Annotated in this window: 12 protein-coding genes; 4 read left to right on the top strand and 8 right to left on the bottom strand. The window is 47.7% G+C overall.

Translation table 11 applies throughout. The features are described 5' to 3' along the window. Nucleotides 1-17: 17 nt before the first annotated feature. The 4 genes from NSQ20_RS01355 to NSQ20_RS01340 form a co-directional block, all read right to left on the bottom strand. Nucleotides 18-866: a carbohydrate ABC transporter permease gene (locus NSQ20_RS01355; RefSeq protein WP_340031666.1), complete on the bottom strand. Its 849-nt coding sequence runs from the start codon at nucleotides 864-866 to the stop codon at nucleotides 18-20. Then, on the bottom strand, nucleotides 863-1813 hold the full coding sequence (locus tag NSQ20_RS01350; RefSeq protein ID WP_036616398.1) for a sugar ABC transporter permease: 951 nt from the start codon (nucleotides 1811-1813) through the stop codon (nucleotides 863-865). The genes NSQ20_RS01355 and NSQ20_RS01350 overlap by 4 nt, the downstream gene beginning before the upstream one ends. 47 nt (nucleotides 1814-1860) lie before the next feature. Beyond that, nucleotides 1861-3201, bottom strand: coding sequence for an ABC transporter substrate-binding protein (locus tag NSQ20_RS01345; RefSeq protein WP_053061439.1), 1341 nt, complete (start codon nucleotides 3199-3201; stop codon nucleotides 1861-1863). Nucleotides 3202-3467: 266 nt separating this feature from the next. Beyond that, complete coding sequence (locus NSQ20_RS01340) at nucleotides 3468-5711, bottom strand: glycoside hydrolase family 88 protein (RefSeq protein ID WP_340031665.1); 2244 nt, start codon at nucleotides 5709-5711, stop codon at nucleotides 3468-3470. Between the two features lie 600 nt (nucleotides 5712-6311). On the opposite strand from NSQ20_RS01340, the gene NSQ20_RS01335 reads away from it, so the two are divergent. Beyond that, nucleotides 6312-7139, top strand: a complete 828-nt coding sequence (locus NSQ20_RS01335; protein WP_017691152.1) for a methyl-accepting chemotaxis protein — start codon at nucleotides 6312-6314, stop codon at nucleotides 7137-7139. A 162-nt stretch (nucleotides 7140-7301) separates the two neighbouring features. Here the strand turns inward: NSQ20_RS01335 and NSQ20_RS01330 are convergent, their stop codons facing one another. Next, nucleotides 7302-8120: an endonuclease/exonuclease/phosphatase family protein gene (locus NSQ20_RS01330; RefSeq protein WP_340031664.1), complete on the bottom strand. Its 819-nt coding sequence runs from the start codon at nucleotides 8118-8120 to the stop codon at nucleotides 7302-7304. A gap of 280 nt (nucleotides 8121-8400) precedes the next feature. Between NSQ20_RS01330 and NSQ20_RS01325 the strand changes: the two genes are divergently transcribed. Continuing rightward, nucleotides 8401-10179, top strand: a complete 1779-nt coding sequence (locus NSQ20_RS01325) for a hypothetical protein (protein ID WP_340031663.1) — start codon at nucleotides 8401-8403, stop codon at nucleotides 10177-10179. 5 nt (nucleotides 10180-10184) lie between these two features. Further along, nucleotides 10185-13205: a DEAD/DEAH box helicase gene (locus NSQ20_RS01320; RefSeq protein ID WP_340032977.1), complete on the top strand. Its 3021-nt coding sequence runs from the start codon at nucleotides 10185-10187 to the stop codon at nucleotides 13203-13205. A gap of 111 nt (nucleotides 13206-13316) precedes the next feature. Here the strand turns inward: NSQ20_RS01320 and NSQ20_RS01315 are convergent, their stop codons facing one another. After that, nucleotides 13317-13781, bottom strand: coding sequence for a hypothetical protein (locus NSQ20_RS01315; protein ID WP_051447427.1), 465 nt, complete (start codon nucleotides 13779-13781; stop codon nucleotides 13317-13319). A gap of 383 nt (nucleotides 13782-14164) precedes the next feature. Here NSQ20_RS01315 and NSQ20_RS01310 point away from each other — a divergent pair, with 383 nt between their 5' ends. Beyond that, nucleotides 14165-14848, top strand: coding sequence for a type 1 glutamine amidotransferase domain-containing protein (locus NSQ20_RS01310; protein WP_127546516.1), 684 nt, complete (start codon nucleotides 14165-14167; stop codon nucleotides 14846-14848). Nucleotides 14849-14952: 104 nt separating this feature from the next. Here NSQ20_RS01310 and NSQ20_RS01305 read toward each other — a convergent pair whose 3' ends face one another. Both NSQ20_RS01305 and NSQ20_RS01300 read right to left on the bottom strand, forming a co-directional pair. Continuing rightward, nucleotides 14953-15912 (bottom strand): 2-keto-3-deoxygluconate permease, encoded by a 960-nt coding sequence (locus NSQ20_RS01305; protein WP_036616387.1) that lies wholly within the window; start codon nucleotides 15910-15912, stop codon nucleotides 14953-14955. Nucleotides 15913-15918: 6 nt separating this feature from the next. Next, nucleotides 15919-17376: a family 1 glycosylhydrolase gene (locus NSQ20_RS01300; RefSeq protein WP_340031662.1), complete on the bottom strand. Its 1458-nt coding sequence runs from the start codon at nucleotides 17374-17376 to the stop codon at nucleotides 15919-15921. Between the last annotated feature and the right edge of the window lie 61 nt (nucleotides 17377-17437).

Below are 17437 nucleotides of genomic sequence, written 5' to 3'. Positions count from 1 at the left end.
CTCGTTTCGTCTTGGAATTACCCTTTGAGCCCAGAGGTCGCGATTCCTTCCACGAAGTACTTTTGACACACGATAAATACGATAAAACATGGCACCAGCGACAACACCGACATGGCAAACATCGGGCCCCAATCGGATTGAGAGCTGGAATCAAGGAACAGGCGCAGACCCAGCGGCACGGTGTATTTGCTAACGTCACTCAGGTAGATCAACTGACTGAAGAAGTCGTCCCATGTCCACAAGAACGTAAAGATCATTGTGGTAACCAATGCTGGGAAAGCCAGTGGAATGATGATTTTGGTGTATATTTTCACAGGACCACATCCATCAATGGTGGCCGCCTCATCCAGCTCTTTAGGCAATCCCCTGAAGAACTGTACCATGAGAAAAACGAAGAAGGCGTCTGTCGCCAGCCATTTTGGCACCACAAGCGGCAGATACGTATTCACCCACTCCAGGTGGTTGAAGAGAATATACTGCGGGATCAGCGTCACATGATGGGGCAGCATGATCGTCATGAGCATCAGGCCAAAGCAAATGGCTTTGAAACGAAAATTCAGTCGGGCGAAGGCATACGCCGCCATAGAGCAGGAAATCACATTGCCCAGCACCGCGCCAAGCGATAGAACGACAGAGTTAGTTAGAAACCGGGAGAACGGGTTGCCCTGAATTCCCGACCAGCCATTCATGTAATTTTGCCAATTCCATTCCTGTGGCCAAAACCAGGTCTCTGTAAAGATCATATGTCCCGGTTTGAATGAGCTGCCCAGCATCCAGAGGATCGGGTAGAGCATGACAAAGGCGATGCCTGAGATCAACACATGTTTGCTGACGACCCATGCTGTGGAGTTCCGTTGTCCAATCATGATTTCCCACCATCCTCATAGTGCACCCACAGCTTGCTACTGCGGAATACGAGCAATGTAAATACGCCAATCAGGATGACCAGCACCCAGGCCATCGCAGAAGCGTAGCCCATCTGAAAGAATGAAAATCCTTTTTTGTACAGATACAGAGAGTACATTAGGGTTGAGTTCACTGGCCCTCCGCTACCATTACTGATAACAAAAGCCTGCGTGAACGATTGAAAGGATGTAATCAGCTGCATGACAAGATTGAAGAAGATAACGGGTGACAGAATCGGCAACGTTATATAGAAGAATCTCCGCAGGGGACCTGCACCATCTACCGCTGAGGCTTCATCATATTCGGGTGGAATCTGCTTCAAACCTGCTAGGAAAATAATCATGGATGATCCGAACTGCCACACAGATAACAGGACGATGGAGTACAGGGCATACTTCGGATTAGCAACCCAATCGGGCGCCTTAATGCCCACCATGGCAAGCACACTATTGAGTAGCCCGTCCCCACCCAGCATTTTACGCCACAACATTGCAATCGCCACGCTACCTCCAAGCAATGTCGGGATGTAATACACCGTACGGTAAATACCGAGTCCTCGAATCCCTTTGTTCAGCAACATCGCTACAAGCAGCGCGAAAATCAATTTGACCGGTACGGATACAGCGACATACGTGAAGGTGACTTTGAGCGACTGGGTGAACAGTTTATCCGATGTAAACATCGTGGTGTAGTTATCCAGACCGACCCAGGAAGGGGCGGCCAGGATACTGTAATCGGTGAACGAGATGTATAACGATACCAACATTGGACCTAGGGTAAGGAATAACAATCCGACAAGCCATGGGGCGAGAAACAGAAGTGCGGCTCCATTATGCGCATATCTCCGTTTGACCCGCCGGGTAGTTACACGCTCGATTCGGGCTTGACTGACCTGTGATGTCGTCATCTTCGCAACCTCCCCGCAGAATTAGAAGTGTGAGACAGTTTCAATCATTATTGACTCGATCCAAGCGTAGCCTTGGCTCCTTCAATAAACTGGGCAATGACATCTGGAGTATTACCTTGACCGAAGGCGATCTGCTCGCTTGCGCTCTTGAAACTTGTGTCCACTTCAGCAAATCCTTGCGGGTATGGCGGGTCAATCTCGCTGGAGTTCTTCGATACCGTATCGATAAATTGGAAAATGGTTTGCTCCGCTTCCGGTAGCGTAGGCTGCATCTGTTCACGAATGCTGGAATTGACCGGCACCCCACGTTCAGAACCAAGAATAGCGGTTGCTTCCGGATCATTGACCATGAAATCAATGAACATGGCAACTTCCTTTGGATGTTTGGTTTTACCATAACCGGAGAGGAACTGGCCTGGTTTCAGATATTCACCGATTTGCTTTTCACCTACACCATGCGGAAGCACTTGTATGCCAAGCTTATGATCCTGGTTTTTGTTCACCTGCTGGAATGTCAGCAATTGATTGGACCATGCAAAGTCCATGGCGGCTGTGCCCAGTGAGATCGGTCGTGTCTCCAGCGCATTGGTTGTGGATGCCGTTATCTCCGCTGTAGTCACTCCACCATTCTCGCGTAGTGCGCTCCACATATCGAACCATTGTTGAAGCTCCTCGCTGGTAGCTGTCATTGTGCCACCATCAAACAATCCTTTCCCGGATTGCCGAATAAACACTTCAAACATGTTCGTTGTACCGGAAATGTCTGCCGATCCATAGAACCCCTCACCTTTGGCTGCGGCGATCTTGGTTGCAATATCCCCAAAATCCTTCCATGTCCAGCTCTCTTGTGGTTCTTCTATACCTAATTCCTGAAATACGGTGGCGTCATAGATGACACCTGGTGCGTTAACTCCGAGGGTAATTGCATATAATTTATCGTCAATCGAACCGGCTGTAATCATGCTCTGATCATGATCCTCTGTCCGCAGCTCTTTGCTCTCTGCAAACGGAGTCAGATCAAGCAAGGCACCACGCCGGGCAAAGTCAGTCAAAAAGGCGTAATCCATCTGGATGATATCTGGTGCATTTGAACCGGCTACCTGTGTAGTCAACTTGTCAAAGTAACCGTCCCAACCGGAATATTCAGGTTTAATGGTGATTCCCGGATGTTTCTCTTCAAACAATTGGATCACTTTGGTCGTCAGATCATGTCTGGTCTGTGATCCCCACCAGGTCATGCGCAGTTCAATCTTGCCTGATGAATCTCCTTCACTTCCACTTGCTTCCCCAGAAGAAGATGGTGTATCGGTGGCCCCTCCAGAACAGGCTGTAGCGAACAATAACAGGGACAGACAGAACAGGGTTACCCACTTTTTTGTAATCATCATAAATGAATTTCCTCCCCTTTTTGCATTTATGGAATCGCTTACAAAACCTATTTTATCGGTCTATTACTGCACATGACATAAACAAAAGTAAGCTTTCCTGTCAAAAAAGTAAGGAGTTACAGGAATCAAAAACCACCAGGAATGATATTCCCGGCGGTGATGATCCCGTCTCAAATATGATTACGGATATACAACCGTATTACGTGGAGCAGAAGACAACTTGTTGTATAGGAACGATAGTATGAAAATCAGACCTCGGTGGTCTGTTAAGAATGGGAGACCACAGGTGAAGACACCCTGTGTTCAGCCAGATGTTTCTTCATTTTTGCTACTTCAGTTCCTGCCAGCATCATAATGCCTATTCCGTGATTGTCATTGGTAACGGTACGCAAGTCCTGATCATAATACTCTGCCGTAAACGCATATCGTGATCCGCTACACACGCCATGCACACTCCCTTGACGATCAATGGCTTTGCAGATAAGTCCCTTCCAAGCCCGCTCGGCAGCTGTGACGTAAACTTCCGGGTCTTTGAACCAGCCAAAGCGTACACCTCTCGCAAAACCATAGGCAAACATCGCCGTGCAGGAGGCTTCTTCATACGTCTGCGGAACATTCAACACCTGATGCCACAACCCGCTTTCCCCTTGAAGCGCTGCGTACCCCTCACACAGCTCATTGAAGAAATCTATTAAGGCTGGGCGCTCGGGATGCTCTGTTGGCAAAGCTTCCAATACCTCTGTCAAGGAAAACAGTGTCCAGCCATTTCCCCGTCCCCATGGAATCTGCGTTGCCTGTCCGTATTTGAAATCATACACATGGGACATGATCTTGAACTCAGGCATAAACAGATACTTCCGATACAGTGAAAATTGTCTGGCGGCTTCATCCAATGCGGCTGAGTTGCCTGTCACCCGTGCATAACGAACGAGAAACGGCGTGCTCATATAGAGGTCATCTGCCCACATGGTATTCTCGGCATACTCCCCTACACATGTGCGATAAAATGCACCATCCTCCTGCCGTTCCAGGCGGGAAAGCATGAAATCTGCAATCCGTTCAGCAATCGGAAGAAACGTTGGTTCATGACACTCGGAATACGCTTCTAGCATGGCCGAACCAAAAGAACCACAGTTATCCAGCATTTTCAGCATGACCAATTGTTGATTGACTGCCGGGAAACCATACTGCTCCCGATCCCATAAGGAGTATTCATACATCTGGGTACATGCCTGCACATGCTCAGCCGCATAACGTGTAATGTCCGGTCTTTGCAAATAACGCCCCGTCCGTAATAGACCATATACAGTGACACCCAATGGATAATCCCAGCGACCATAATTGGTCACACTGCCCACTGTCCATTTGTTGCTCAACATAGCATTCTCATAATAAGGTCTGATCCAAGCATCCGGTCGATCTAAGCGCCAATATGTCTGTCCTTGCCCCGTTTGATACACTCGGTCCGTTCGAGTCAGATCCGCCAAGTCCGGTTCAACCTCCGACTCAAAAGGTCCAACATATAACCAAGACTCTCCATTAGCTCCGTGCACACGCTGAGGAAGTTCCAGTGAGAGCGGCTTACCCGACACGGTTGCGTTCAAATTAAAATGCCAAGGTCCAGCCGTATCGTCATATTCACTTCGGACAAGCAGGTCACTCCGCCCAAAAGAGGCTGGTACATCCACCTCGAACGGACCCGCTTCCTTCACTTGCGCCACAGGCTTGCCGCAAATCCATATACTTAGAGAACCGGAAGATTGACCTGACAATCGCACTGCATTCCCGGTTGAATCGTTATTGTTCAGATGGGTCCAAGCATAAGCATGCTTACCAGCAAGATTTCCGAATATTCGCTCGAAAGCTGGCTTGGTTTTATCTTCATTAGACCAGCCTGTCTCAGGCAGCCAGTTCAAGCTGACGTCTGATTCTTTTCCAAGCAGGTCCGGTTGTTTACTCGTGGCTGGGTTCGGTTGGGAGAACACCCACCCCGCTTGCCCCTGTCTCTCCTGAAATGGAGCATATACATTCAAAATGCGCACTTTTCCTTCATCTGACCCAAATTGGCAGCCAAATCCGGCAGGGGTGTTTTTCATCTCCAGCCAAATGGTGTTCCAACCAGGCTTGATATCGATGCTGAGCTTCACCGTTGCGTCTGGACTAATCTCATCCATTACGGTAGAGCGATAGACCAACTGCTCATTGAAATAGAAACGAACAGGCCCATAACAGCGGACCAACACGTCCAGATTCCGGTCCTCGTCCCCCCAAACCAATGCAGCTGCGTAGGATATATGGTCTTTAGGCGCATCAGGAAAGCGTTTACCTAAATTCAGATCATAAAGCCCTTTTTCATTTTGCAAAATACCAGACTTCTGGAATACCCGATATACAAAATCAGCCTGTGCATTGGCTCCAATATACCTCTCGGCCAGTACCTTCAACACCTGATCCTGATCTTCTCCAAATCGGTAATACATGCTCTGCGGTTCACTGAAATAGGTCGTCATCGATGGCACACACCCTTCTTCTGTTGAAATAAAGTCTTATATCATAGCATTCATACCGTCCACACTAGAGCACTAAACTAATATGCAGTAATAAAGTATAGCGCTTAACCTAGGTGGGTAATCCCCTTACCGGGAAATAGGTATGTCCCTTGGTTATCTTCTGAATAGCCGAATAATAATCCCAGTATAACTGACATGTTCTGTGGTGGCTACAGATTTTTGATTACGCTTTCAAAAAATCAGAAAATTCGGTTTTTACTTCGCCAATTACACCTTCATTGGGACATTAATTCAAAAAAACGGAAAATGTTACCGATATAGAAACTATATATGTTGAACTAATCATTTACACAGAAACGTAGAGGACAGAAAAAACTGAAAAAGCGAAGCGTTCGCCTAAAAGCTTTCTGAAAGAAAGCTGCATCGTAAGCATACGCTATCACCGGATTTTTCCCTTGAGAAAAGGGAATCAAAAAAATCTGGGGATAACAGCGATTGGAAGGTTATTCTGTCATCGGAGTGTACGTGTGAATATATCTTTAGTTCAACTTATATAGATTGAAAAATTCCACTTTTTGTATCGGGAAGGAAAGATGCACATTGAATACTCTTGAATCTCTGGTAAATGCTATGCCTTTTGTTAGCCAAATGTTCCGTGACGACATATCCATATCCATTAATGATCATGAGAAAGTATTGTATTTTTCCGAAGCAAAAAGTCTGGAGATTGGCGTGAAGGTTGGGGATGAGCTGCATGATGATTATAAACATTTCAAAATGCTGACTAACAGAGATTCCCGTACCGTGGCACGCATGCCTGGTGATCTGCAGGGCAGACCTTTTGATGCCATTCTAATCCCTATTAAAGAGAACGATCAGGTCGTGGGTATATTGGGTGTGAACTACGCACTGGATAGTCACATGACACTGGAAACGCTGATCCGTGAAAATGAAACAACCATTAATGCGCTCGTCGGCGGCATTCAGCAGATTGCTGCACATTCCGAGGAACTCTCCGCGACATCGGAAGAGATTCTGCGCAACTCCAAAAAAGCTTCAGAGAACTCGGTCAGTGTAAGTAAAGTAACAAACGTCATTCGTGAAGTATCGGAACAAACCAACCTGCTTGGACTCAACGCCATGATAGAGGCAGCCCGTGTAGGCGATCAGGGGGCCGGATTCGGTGTGGTGGCCAGTGAAGTACGTAAACTGTCGGATCATACGAAACAAGCAGCAGCTGATATCGAATCGTCCCTAGGCAGCGTGCAAGATTCCATGAAACATATGGAGCAGGAGATCGGTCAGATTACAACCGCAACAGTGGATCAGGCCAAGCTTGTTACCGAGTTCATGGAAAGTATTGAACAGCTTAGTGAGACAAGCGCGAATCTGAAAAAGTTTGTACATCAGATGCTGGCACTCGAGTAGTAGGCCAGTTCCACAGTAACAGGAAGAACAAACCATATTACATGTACATAGGAAATCATGTTTGAATGCAAATAAGCCTCCGGCTACACTTCCCTTTACAGGAAGTCAGCGAAGGCTTTGTTTCGTATTTGAGGTGATAGCCCATTTATAGTCGTATAGCTGTTATATCTCTACAGCGACGCCAAAATGGTCAGACACGACCGGCCCGTTTTTACCGTTCAAGACCACGGTAGAAGATTTAGCCTGAATCGGACGATTGGAGAAAATATAGTCGATCCGAAGATCGCGTTTGTTATCTGCCCAGCCGGCAATGGCCTTCACCACGGTTGCTCCTTCATCCTTTTGCAATGCTGTATTGTACAGGTCATTCCATCCTTTGCTCATCATATAATCATAGCCTTCATCACGCACTTCCGCGACATTATTGAAATCACCCATTATATATAACGGCTGGTCCATGTAGGGGGCAAGCTTGCTCTCCGTCAACTCCCACTGTCCCTTGAAAGGTTCCTGCGCATCATCCCACCAGTTATAATGTCCGTTCACAAACCAGGTTGCTTCACCTTGGACGACCGTCTGGATTCCCACAATTTTGCGTGTACGATAGTTGTTATAATCCCGCATGTGGGACACGTATTCCCCAAAAGCCTGCTTAATTGGCGTCCGGCTAAGGATCGCCAGTCCTTCATCGTATTTTTGAAACCCGACATGAGCCGGAATCCACGTCCAGTAATATTGCTCTGTCAGCTGCTGAAGCAGGACGTAGGCATAGTTGTCTTTTTTAATCACAGCATCGGATTCAGTAGCATAATACATCTTCAGTTCTTCTTCAGAAAGCGCGACTTCCTGCATCGATTGGTTGACCTCCTGCATGGAGATCACATCGAATTGATGTGTATTAATAAAATCAGCCAGCTGACTGATCTTGTTCAGTTGATCCTCTTCCGCCCAAGCGTGTGTGTTTAACGTAAGTATTTTCATATGCTCTCTCCTGTTGTGTGTAATATGGCCGTTTCCCCGGCCTGTATCGTTCCTGAAAGGAATACATACCATAAGCATACACAATATGGTGCAATCATGCATTCCGTCCGCCAGCAGAACCGACGTGTTCATCCTGATTCCAGTTGGTCTAAAATAACTTCAAATTCTTCATAACCCATGCACGGATCGGCTCATAACTGATATGATGGATACAACAAATTTACAACATCACGTCATAGACGTGGTGATTACTGAACCTATGTTTACCCCAGGAGATGGAATGATGAACATACCGAATAACATGAGGATGGATGATGCGCAGTGGCAACAGTTGATCAGGCAGGTTGCAGAGCATTTTAATAACCTGACGATCATGCGTGGATTCCAATATTATAAACAGAAACGTGTCGGACCATTAACCTATTCCGAACAACAAGGGATCTCGGCCGTTGTACAAGGATCGGAAGAATATGAGGTCACCCTTAGCATGCAATCCCTGACTACAAGTCATTGTACCTGCCCGGTGAGTTCCGTATGCAAACATATGACGGCTGTATTGATGAGTTATGCCGAGCAACTTGAGCGACCTGTCCATGCCATTGTGAATGCGCACTCCAGTACTTCGCTCAAACAAACGACTAAACCCGTCGGGGCCATGTCCGCAGGACTATCCAGCTATGCAGATGCCGATGAACAACAGGATATGGACATTCCGGACAACCAATACAGCCAGATCAAGGAACGTGCAACAGAGCTTGCTGATCTCGAAATCTCGGAATGGCACGAACTATTCCACTCCTGTCTGAGACGGCTGGGTACTGGCACAGCAAGCACATCCTACGTACAGGAAGCAACGGACGAGCTGTATGCCATTAAACCAAGGCTGTCCGCTGCAATGGACCAACTTTTTGAACTACATGTGCAGCTGCACCTCATCCGATTCTGCGTGCCGCCGGCTCGTAATTCAATCACTCATACCCCCGTGTACTTGAGCTACCCTGCCCAGCTCGCGGTGGATGCACTTCTGAAAGACATTGAACGGATCTTTAACCATCCGCTAGACCTGTCAGGTCTAAAGGGAAACAAGCTTGAACAACTTTGGAACAGACTGGCCGAAACCTCGGCTTATTTACGCAAACAGATGATGCCTGAGACAGCCAGCATGATGTTCTTCACTCCGATCTATCGACAACTGTGGTTGAACTGGATCGTACCTCAGCTGCAAGGGTCGCGGGACATGTTAGTGTCGGAACAGGCCATCTTAGATGATATAGAACGCAATATAACCGCCGCTTCGTCACCTTCCCAGTCAGGTGGGAGTGTCTTGGGTAGCGCTCAAAATAATGGAAGTAGTAGTGATAGACCAGGCAAAGCCGTAACACTGCCTTTACCACTCATACTCGCGCAGAGCTGGATACACTTCCATCTGGGGCAAGATGATCAGGCATGGCAGCGACTCATCCATGGAAGCTCGGCCTACGGCTTCCCGCCAGAACAACTGTTGCATTTTCTCCATGTACTCGCAGATTCGGCTGAATGGAAGCGACTTGGGGATTGGTTGGTACAACTTGGCCCCCTTCTGGCGAATCGGCGTAATACACCTTTGAATGATTACATGCATCTATGGGATACGGCCATTCAACATCTGCCCGATGCAGAGAACCGTATGTGGGACACGCTTGTCAGTATGCTTCCCCACTCCCGCCCCGCCTACGAGGATGCTATGCATTCGCGTGGACAGTGGCGCAGATGGATTGATTTTCAGCTGAGTACGGGAACGGAACCTCTGGAATTCCGCGTAGCGATGCTGCAACCAATCGAAAAAGATGCACCTGAGCTGCTGCTTCCCTTCTATCATCAGGCAGTGGAGCGTTATATCGGACACAAAAACAGGGACGGATACAAAGCAGCGGTGAAGCTGTTGAAACGTCTGTCCAAAATCTATAAAAAAATGAAGCAAGAAGCGCACTGGGAGCAATTCATCACCACACTCGCCGTTCGTAACAGTCGGCTGCGCGCACTGCAGGAAGAGCTTCGGAAAGGTAAACTGATCTCATGAGCTTAATTCATCCTTACACTGAAACGATTGAGGTTCACGTCGCTTTAACCGGATATGGCGATGCATTGTTTTACGGAGCACTCAACACACACCACTTTGTACCGGGACAGTCGCTTAAGCAGCGATTGTTCGCTTGGCATGCACCTTCCTTCTACGGTACCGAACTGGAAGTTCGGCAGATTGAGGAGGTTGAGCTGGTTGTTCTGCCTGCGGAAGAAGTGATTCCCTTTTTTGCCGAGATGCATACTCTGCTTCATATTGAATGGAAGTGGGACGAGCAAGCGGAACATCTGATTCGACTAGCTCCCGCGCTCGCAGCATCTATCGAAAAACGCAAATACGTACCTAGCTTCGAGGCCTACCGTGCAGGACAGCTTCAGTGGACCTGGGACCCGGATAGCTTGAAAAAGCAGGATCGGGCATCGCTTACCAAAGCGATTCAGCAAACGGACGAGAGTTATGCCGAAGGACTTGGGGCGGCCTACTCCGCCTTTGTGTTCCAGCGCTGGTACAGTTCGGAGGAAGCGGCAACCGATCTGCGACGTGAATTCCCGCAGTTGTTCCCAGAGCGCGGCACTCTACCCAAGACAGCCGGAATGGACGCCCAGTCCTGGCTCGTATCTATTGGCTGGAAAGCAGATGCCGCACCATTCAGACCCATGCTGCAGTTGCAGGAACCGGACGAGGATGAGCCATCTTGGCGGCTGCGACTGGTGTTGCAGAACAAGCTGGATGCCGCTGTATTGGTGCCCGTCATGCTGGATTCACGGGGCAGACTTGAAGGCGAATGGCCAGAGGTATGGACACCGTTCATTCTGGATCGCTCCGCCGGATGGCTGGATCAGTTGCGTGCACATCTGCCGCGTCTTGGAAGCTCCATTAGTGGTAGGCGGGATGTGCTGAGTGATCCTTTGGGAGATCAGGAAGCCTGGCAGTTCCTGACGCAGGATAGCGGCAGGTTGCTCGCAGAGGGCTGGCAAGTTCTGCTGCCTGGTTGGTGGGAAGCAGCCCGTAAGAAGAAACCAAAGCTGCGTGCTAAGGTGCAGCCGGAGGAAGGCAGTGAACGGGGACAGTCGTTCTTTGGACTGGACTCGATTATTCATTTTGACTGGCGAATTGCGATTGGTGACACCGATCTCAGCGAAGATGAGTTCGCCGACCTTGTTGCCCGTAATGAACGACTGGTTCGCTTCCGTGGAGAATGGGTTCCTCTCGACCCCGATCTGCTGGAACAGATACGTCGTGCCATGGGCGGTGTAGATCGGGAACAGGGACTCTCATTCCAGGATATTCTGCACCTGCATCTGCTGCACAATGAGCAACGGGAATATCGCAACCAGAAATGGAAGGAAGGACAACAAACCGAGGAAGAGCAGCCACCACAGGATGATCAGAACATTCGGCTGGAAGTAGAACTGAATGAGCACCTGAACCGGGTTATTGCACAACTCGGGGGCGGACAAGGCGGCGCACCTTCCCTGCCCATTCCGACAGGGCTTCATGCCGAGTTGCGATCGTATCAGAAGGAAGGTTTTGCATGGCTTGGTTTCCTGCGCAGATTTGGCCTTGGGGCATGTCTTGCCGATGATATGGGTCTCGGGAAAACCATTCAGTTCATCACGTATCTGTTACACATCAAGGATCATGAACCACGTAAGCCGGGACAAGCCCCGGTTCTTCTGATCTGCCCAACCTCCGTACTGGGCAACTGGCAAAAGGAAATTAGCCGCTTCGCACCCTCCATTAATGTCAGTCTGCATTATGGCGCACGCCGATTAAGTGGAGAAGAATTCCGGGATCAGACCGAGCAGGTGGATATTATTATCACGTCCTTTGCTACGGCTACACTGGATCAGGAGATGTTACAAACCTATACGTGGTCATGCATCTGTCTCGATGAAGCGCAGAATATCAAAAACGCCCAGACCAAACAGTCGCTGGCTGTCCGCAGCTTCCCTGCGAAACACCGCATTGCCATGACAGGTACGCCGATCGAGAATAGGTTGTCCGAGCTGTGGTCGATCTATGACTTTATCAATCCAGGATATCTGGGCAACGCCCGGGCATTCCAGACTCGCTTCATCAGTGCCATTGAAAAAGATAAAGATGAGCAGCGCATGCAGGATCTACAGCAATTGGTGAAACCATTCATGCTACGCCGTAAGAAAAAAGATCCCAATATCCAGCTTGATCTGCCGGACAAAAACGAGATGAAGACTTACATTCATCTTACGGGCGAACAAAGTGCATTGTATGACCAGTCCGTACAGGCCCTGATGGATAAAATGAAAGAGCTGGAAGGCATCAAGCGCAAAGGTGCCATTCTATCGGCGTTAACCCAGCTCAAGCAGCTGTGTGACCACCCTCTGCTGTTGACCAAAGAGGCTTTGCCTGAGGAACTGCCTGAAGACGGCGCATTAACATCTGCTTATGACGTGTACAGTCCGCAAGATATGGCGATGCTGATTAGTCGCTCCGCAAAACTGGAACGACTGATGGAACTTGTCCGGGAATTGCGGGACGAAGGCGAGCGATGCCTTATTTTCACCCAATACATCGGTATGGGACAGATGCTGCAACAGGTATTGCGTCAGGAGTTGCAGGAACCTGTGCTATATCTGCACGGGGGTACGTCCAAAACGGGACGGGATCGTATGATTGAGGAATTCCAATCCCGTACATTGCCTGAGGATAAGCAACCGTCCGTCTTCATTCTGTCCATCAAGGCAGGCGGTGTGGGATTGAATCTGACCGCAGCCAATCATGTCTTCCATTTTGACCGCTGGTGGAACCCTGCTGTTGAGAATCAAGCCACCGACCGGGCTTACCGGATGGGTCAGACCAAGGATGTTCAGGTGCATAAGTTCATCTCTCTTGGCACATTGGAGGAGCGGATCGACGAGATGTTGGAGAGCAAACAGCAGCTCAGCGATAACATCATCACAAGCTCCGAGAACTGGATTACCGAATTGTCGACGGATGAGTTGCAGGATCTGTTCACTCGGCGTCGTGACTGGTCGGGCTAACTTGGATTAGATTAGATATATCATAAAAAAGAGAAATACAAAAAGAGCGAAGTTTCGGAAAGTAAATTCCGGCTTCGCTTTTTTTGTGTTGTTGCAGTTAATTATCCGTTCTTAACGCATGTTACCGATGATGGATGATCTTGAATCCTGCATTTTTTTGACAAAGTTAGTCATGACATCAAACGCTTCATTGCGCTTGTTGGACATGGACTGCAGACGAAGCATGTCCATCTGTTGCGAGTTGCTTGCAGCATCAATTTGACCTTTCAGCTTTTGAACAGCTGCTTCATCCCCGTTTTGCTGGGCTACCTGCAATTGAGAGTTCAACTCCGCGATCTGTTGATTACGGTTCTGTACTTCCTGGATTTGCGTTTGCAATTGCGCATCCAGCAATTTGGCGCGTTCGCTCTGAACCATCATCAAAGCCGTTTCGATATCCATACTGCTAATGTTGATAGGTGTTACGCCAGAGATGTTGGAGACTGAAACTGTGCTCGCTGAAGCTGAAGAGACGATGGATACTGCAGCAACAGCAGCAACCACTGTTGAAGCGAAAAATTTGCCTGAACGTTTCATGAATGTTCCTCCAAGTATATATGTAATTTGTACCAGTTTTTTGTTGGCATCTTCCGCCATTCTAAATCAAAAGAACTAGTTGTACAATCAAATTAACTTCAAATTTGAATTAATTTCGTTTCCCCTTACACACGCCTACCTCCGCTTACAATTTGAGTAAATTAAGCAGGGCATAATAAGTAAAAGTGCATTCTTACAGGCATATTTACTACGACTAGATTGTTCTTTACTCCTACGCTTGAAAGTCACATTGGAGATCGACGATACGCTCATGATTTTACTTTAGAAAATGGTTATGTTATATTTAATAATATATTTTACACAATTTAATTTTGTGATATTTATTATAAATTTATGTTATATATTTTACGGGAGGTTTTAATATGAAAAAGATACTGGTTGTTCTAACAAATGTAGATAAGTACGCAACAAAGGACGAGCCTACTGGCTTGTGGCTGAGCGAAGCAACTCATTTTATTGAAGAGTTTGACCATAATGACAATGTTCAAATCGATCTGGTTAGCCCTAAAGGCGGGAACGTACCTCTTGATCCGAAAAGTCTGGGCGACTCTCTGGATGAGAGCACCAAAGCCTATTTCGAGAACGAAATGTTCATGAACCAATTGAAAAATACGTTGAAACCTAGCGAAGTGAATGCAAGTGACTACGATGCAATCTACTTCACAGGAGGTCACGGTACAATGTGGGATTTCCCGGACAATGCCGAACTTCAAGAGCTTTCTCGTGATATCTATGAAAAAGGTGGCGTTGTATCCGGCGTGTGCCACGGGGTTACAGCCCTGTTGAATGTGAAGCTGTCCAACGGCCTGCTTTTGATCAACGACAAAACCGTTTCCGGCTTCACGAATGAAGAAGAAACATTGGCTCAACAAACCGAGTATGTTCCTTTCCTGCTGGAAGATGCTTTGAGAGAACGCGCTGCACAATATGATAAAGCTGCTGCCTTCAGTTCCTATGTCACAACAGATGGCCGCGTGGTCACAGGACAGAATCCGCAATCTAGCAAAGCTGTAGCTGAAAGTGTTAAACAACTGCTGGGTCTGTAAAATAAACCGATCGATCCCTCTCCTCCCCCAGGAGATCATATAGATGTACAAAGCAAAACAGCACGTGATCCGTCATAATCTGACAGAACACATGCTGTTTTTTTCTAGTGATTTGTCGAAGCAGAAGCTTCCGTTGCTGTTCCTCCAGCCAAACGCTTCACGATGTAAGGCACGGTCACCGACGTCAGGATCACGGCAAACGCAATCTGAGCGATAGCTGTGTCTACATATGGTGCATACGCCGGATTGAACCCGGCAGCCATCGAAGGCACCACCATGGATAATCCAGCAACCGAACATGTCGCAGCCGCTGCGTAACCGGGCCGTCTTAATATCGTGCGATCGATTCCAATGAGCGGCAACATGCAGATCAGCAAAAATAACACGGTGACCAACAAACCGGACAGACTGGACTGAAATGCAATACGCAGATCAATATTGGACCCAAAGCTGGTACCTAGAAAAGGTAGTAGAATCAGTGTTCCCGGAGCGAACATCTTCTGTATGTTGCTATCCAGGTTACCAAGCAGTATCCCGATCAAAAAAGGTACTAGTGTAGCAAGTACACTGAGATAATCGATACCGACACCGCTTGCCGAATTCAATATCATGACCGGAATAACCGGTACGGCGATCAGATTCAGAATGCCAAACGCAGCCCGATCCACATCATCTCCATATGTGTTCATCAAGGCCAGATATAATCCTGGATTACAACTGGTCAGAACGGCAATGAAGGCTACCGCAGAAACTCCCCCGACCCCACTTATGCCAAAAAAGTGCACAAACGCCCAGCCGAACAGACAGCTGATGAGGATACGTGAAATACAGAGCACCCCTGCTCTCTTCAAGGTCACCAGAAGCTGTGACAAGTTAAGCTGTGTTCCTGATATCAGTAAAATCATACCGATCAGCACCATGGTACCTTTCGATGTGAACAGCGCTGTTGTTGGATCTCCGATCTGAAAAAATGATGGAAACACCGTGTTGATGACCGCGGCGGCCAGCATAGGAACAATCAGCAAGCCGCCGGGTATTTTTTTGATACGACCCAAAATGTTCATGGTGCGTTACAGTTCTGCTCCGTTGGTACGGATCACATTCTGATACCAGAAGAAGGAATCCTTACGATATCTTTTCAGCGTACCATTGCCGTAGTCGTCCTGATCGACGTAGATAAATCCGTACCGTTTGCTCATCTCGGAGGTCCCTGAACTGATCATGTCGATTGGTCCCCACATCGTATATCCCAACACCTCGACCCCATCAGCAATGGCGAGTCCCATCTGTTCGATATGTTTGCTCAGGAAATCAATCCGGTAAGGATCGTTGATCGTTCCGTCCTCATTCAGTTTGTCGTAGAAGCCTGAGCTGTTCTCCAGAATGAAGACAGGCTTTTGATACCGATCATAGACGAGATTCAGTGTATACCGCAGTCCAATCGGATCAATCTGCCAACCCCACTCGTTAGCGGGCAGATGCGGGTTTTTGTAGACACTGTGTACATTCCCTGCCGTTAGTTCGAGTTGTTCGGTATCACTACTGGAAATCATCGAGTTGTAATACGACATCCCCACGAAATCAGCCGTGTGCGCGCGAATGCTATCCAGATCGCCATCCTCGATATTCAGCTGGATCTCCTTGTTTTTGAAATACGTTTTACTATAGTAAGGGTACTTGCCTTTATTGAGCACATCGAGATAGAACTGATTTTTCATCTGATCATCCTGTTGCATCTGGAGTGCGTCCTCCGGCTTGCAAGTGTAAGGATACGTTGTAAAATAAGCCACCATACTTCCGATCTGGTTATTCGGATCAATCTCATGTGCCATCTTGGTTGCTCTGGACGCAGCTACAAATTGATGATGCAGCCCCTGGAACAGCATTTCTTCATAATTTGGAGCATCATAATCAATGATTCCCAGCGTTTTGGCCGATGCTTTCACGCTCATGTTGATCTCGTTGAATGTCACCCAATATTTCACTTTGCCCTTGTAGCGATTAAACAACACATCACAATAGTTCACATACAGATCGATCAGCTTGCGGTTATACCATCCTCCGAACTTGTCCATCAGTACAATTGGTGTATCAAAGTGACTGATAGTGATCAGGGGCTCCATACCGTGTTTAAGACATTCATCAATAACCTGATCATAGAACTCTAATGCCTTTTCATTCGGAGTAGCATCGTCGCCACCCGGGAATACTCTGGCCCATGAAATGGAATAACGGAATACTTTGAAGCCCATTTCAGCAAACAAGGCGATATCCTCACGGAAGTTATGATAAAAATCGATTCCCCGGCGCTTCGGATATTTCACGGTATCCGGGTCATTCCTGGCCTCTTCAATCATCTCCCAATTAACCCTGATCTGCTTGGTCACTTTACGGTCGTTCTTCTCGTTAAATTTCATCACTTCTGGAATGGTCAGACTCTTACCATCTACATTATAAGCTCCCTCTGCCTGACAGGCAGACAGTGCACCGCCCCATAAAAAATCTTTTGGAAAATTGGAATTCGTCATTTTAGTTTCCTCCTGTTATTACGTATTATTAAGACCATCTAGCTTGTAACTCGTAGCTGGA

Origin of the sequence: Paenibacillus sp. FSL K6-1122 (assembly GCF_037977015.1) — a bacterium.
In the GTDB taxonomy this organism is placed as follows: domain Bacteria; phylum Bacillota; class Bacilli; order Paenibacillales; family Paenibacillaceae; genus Paenibacillus; species Paenibacillus amylolyticus.
Note: the sequence above shows the minus strand (reverse complement) of the source record. Positions and strands in the feature narration are given on the sequence as shown.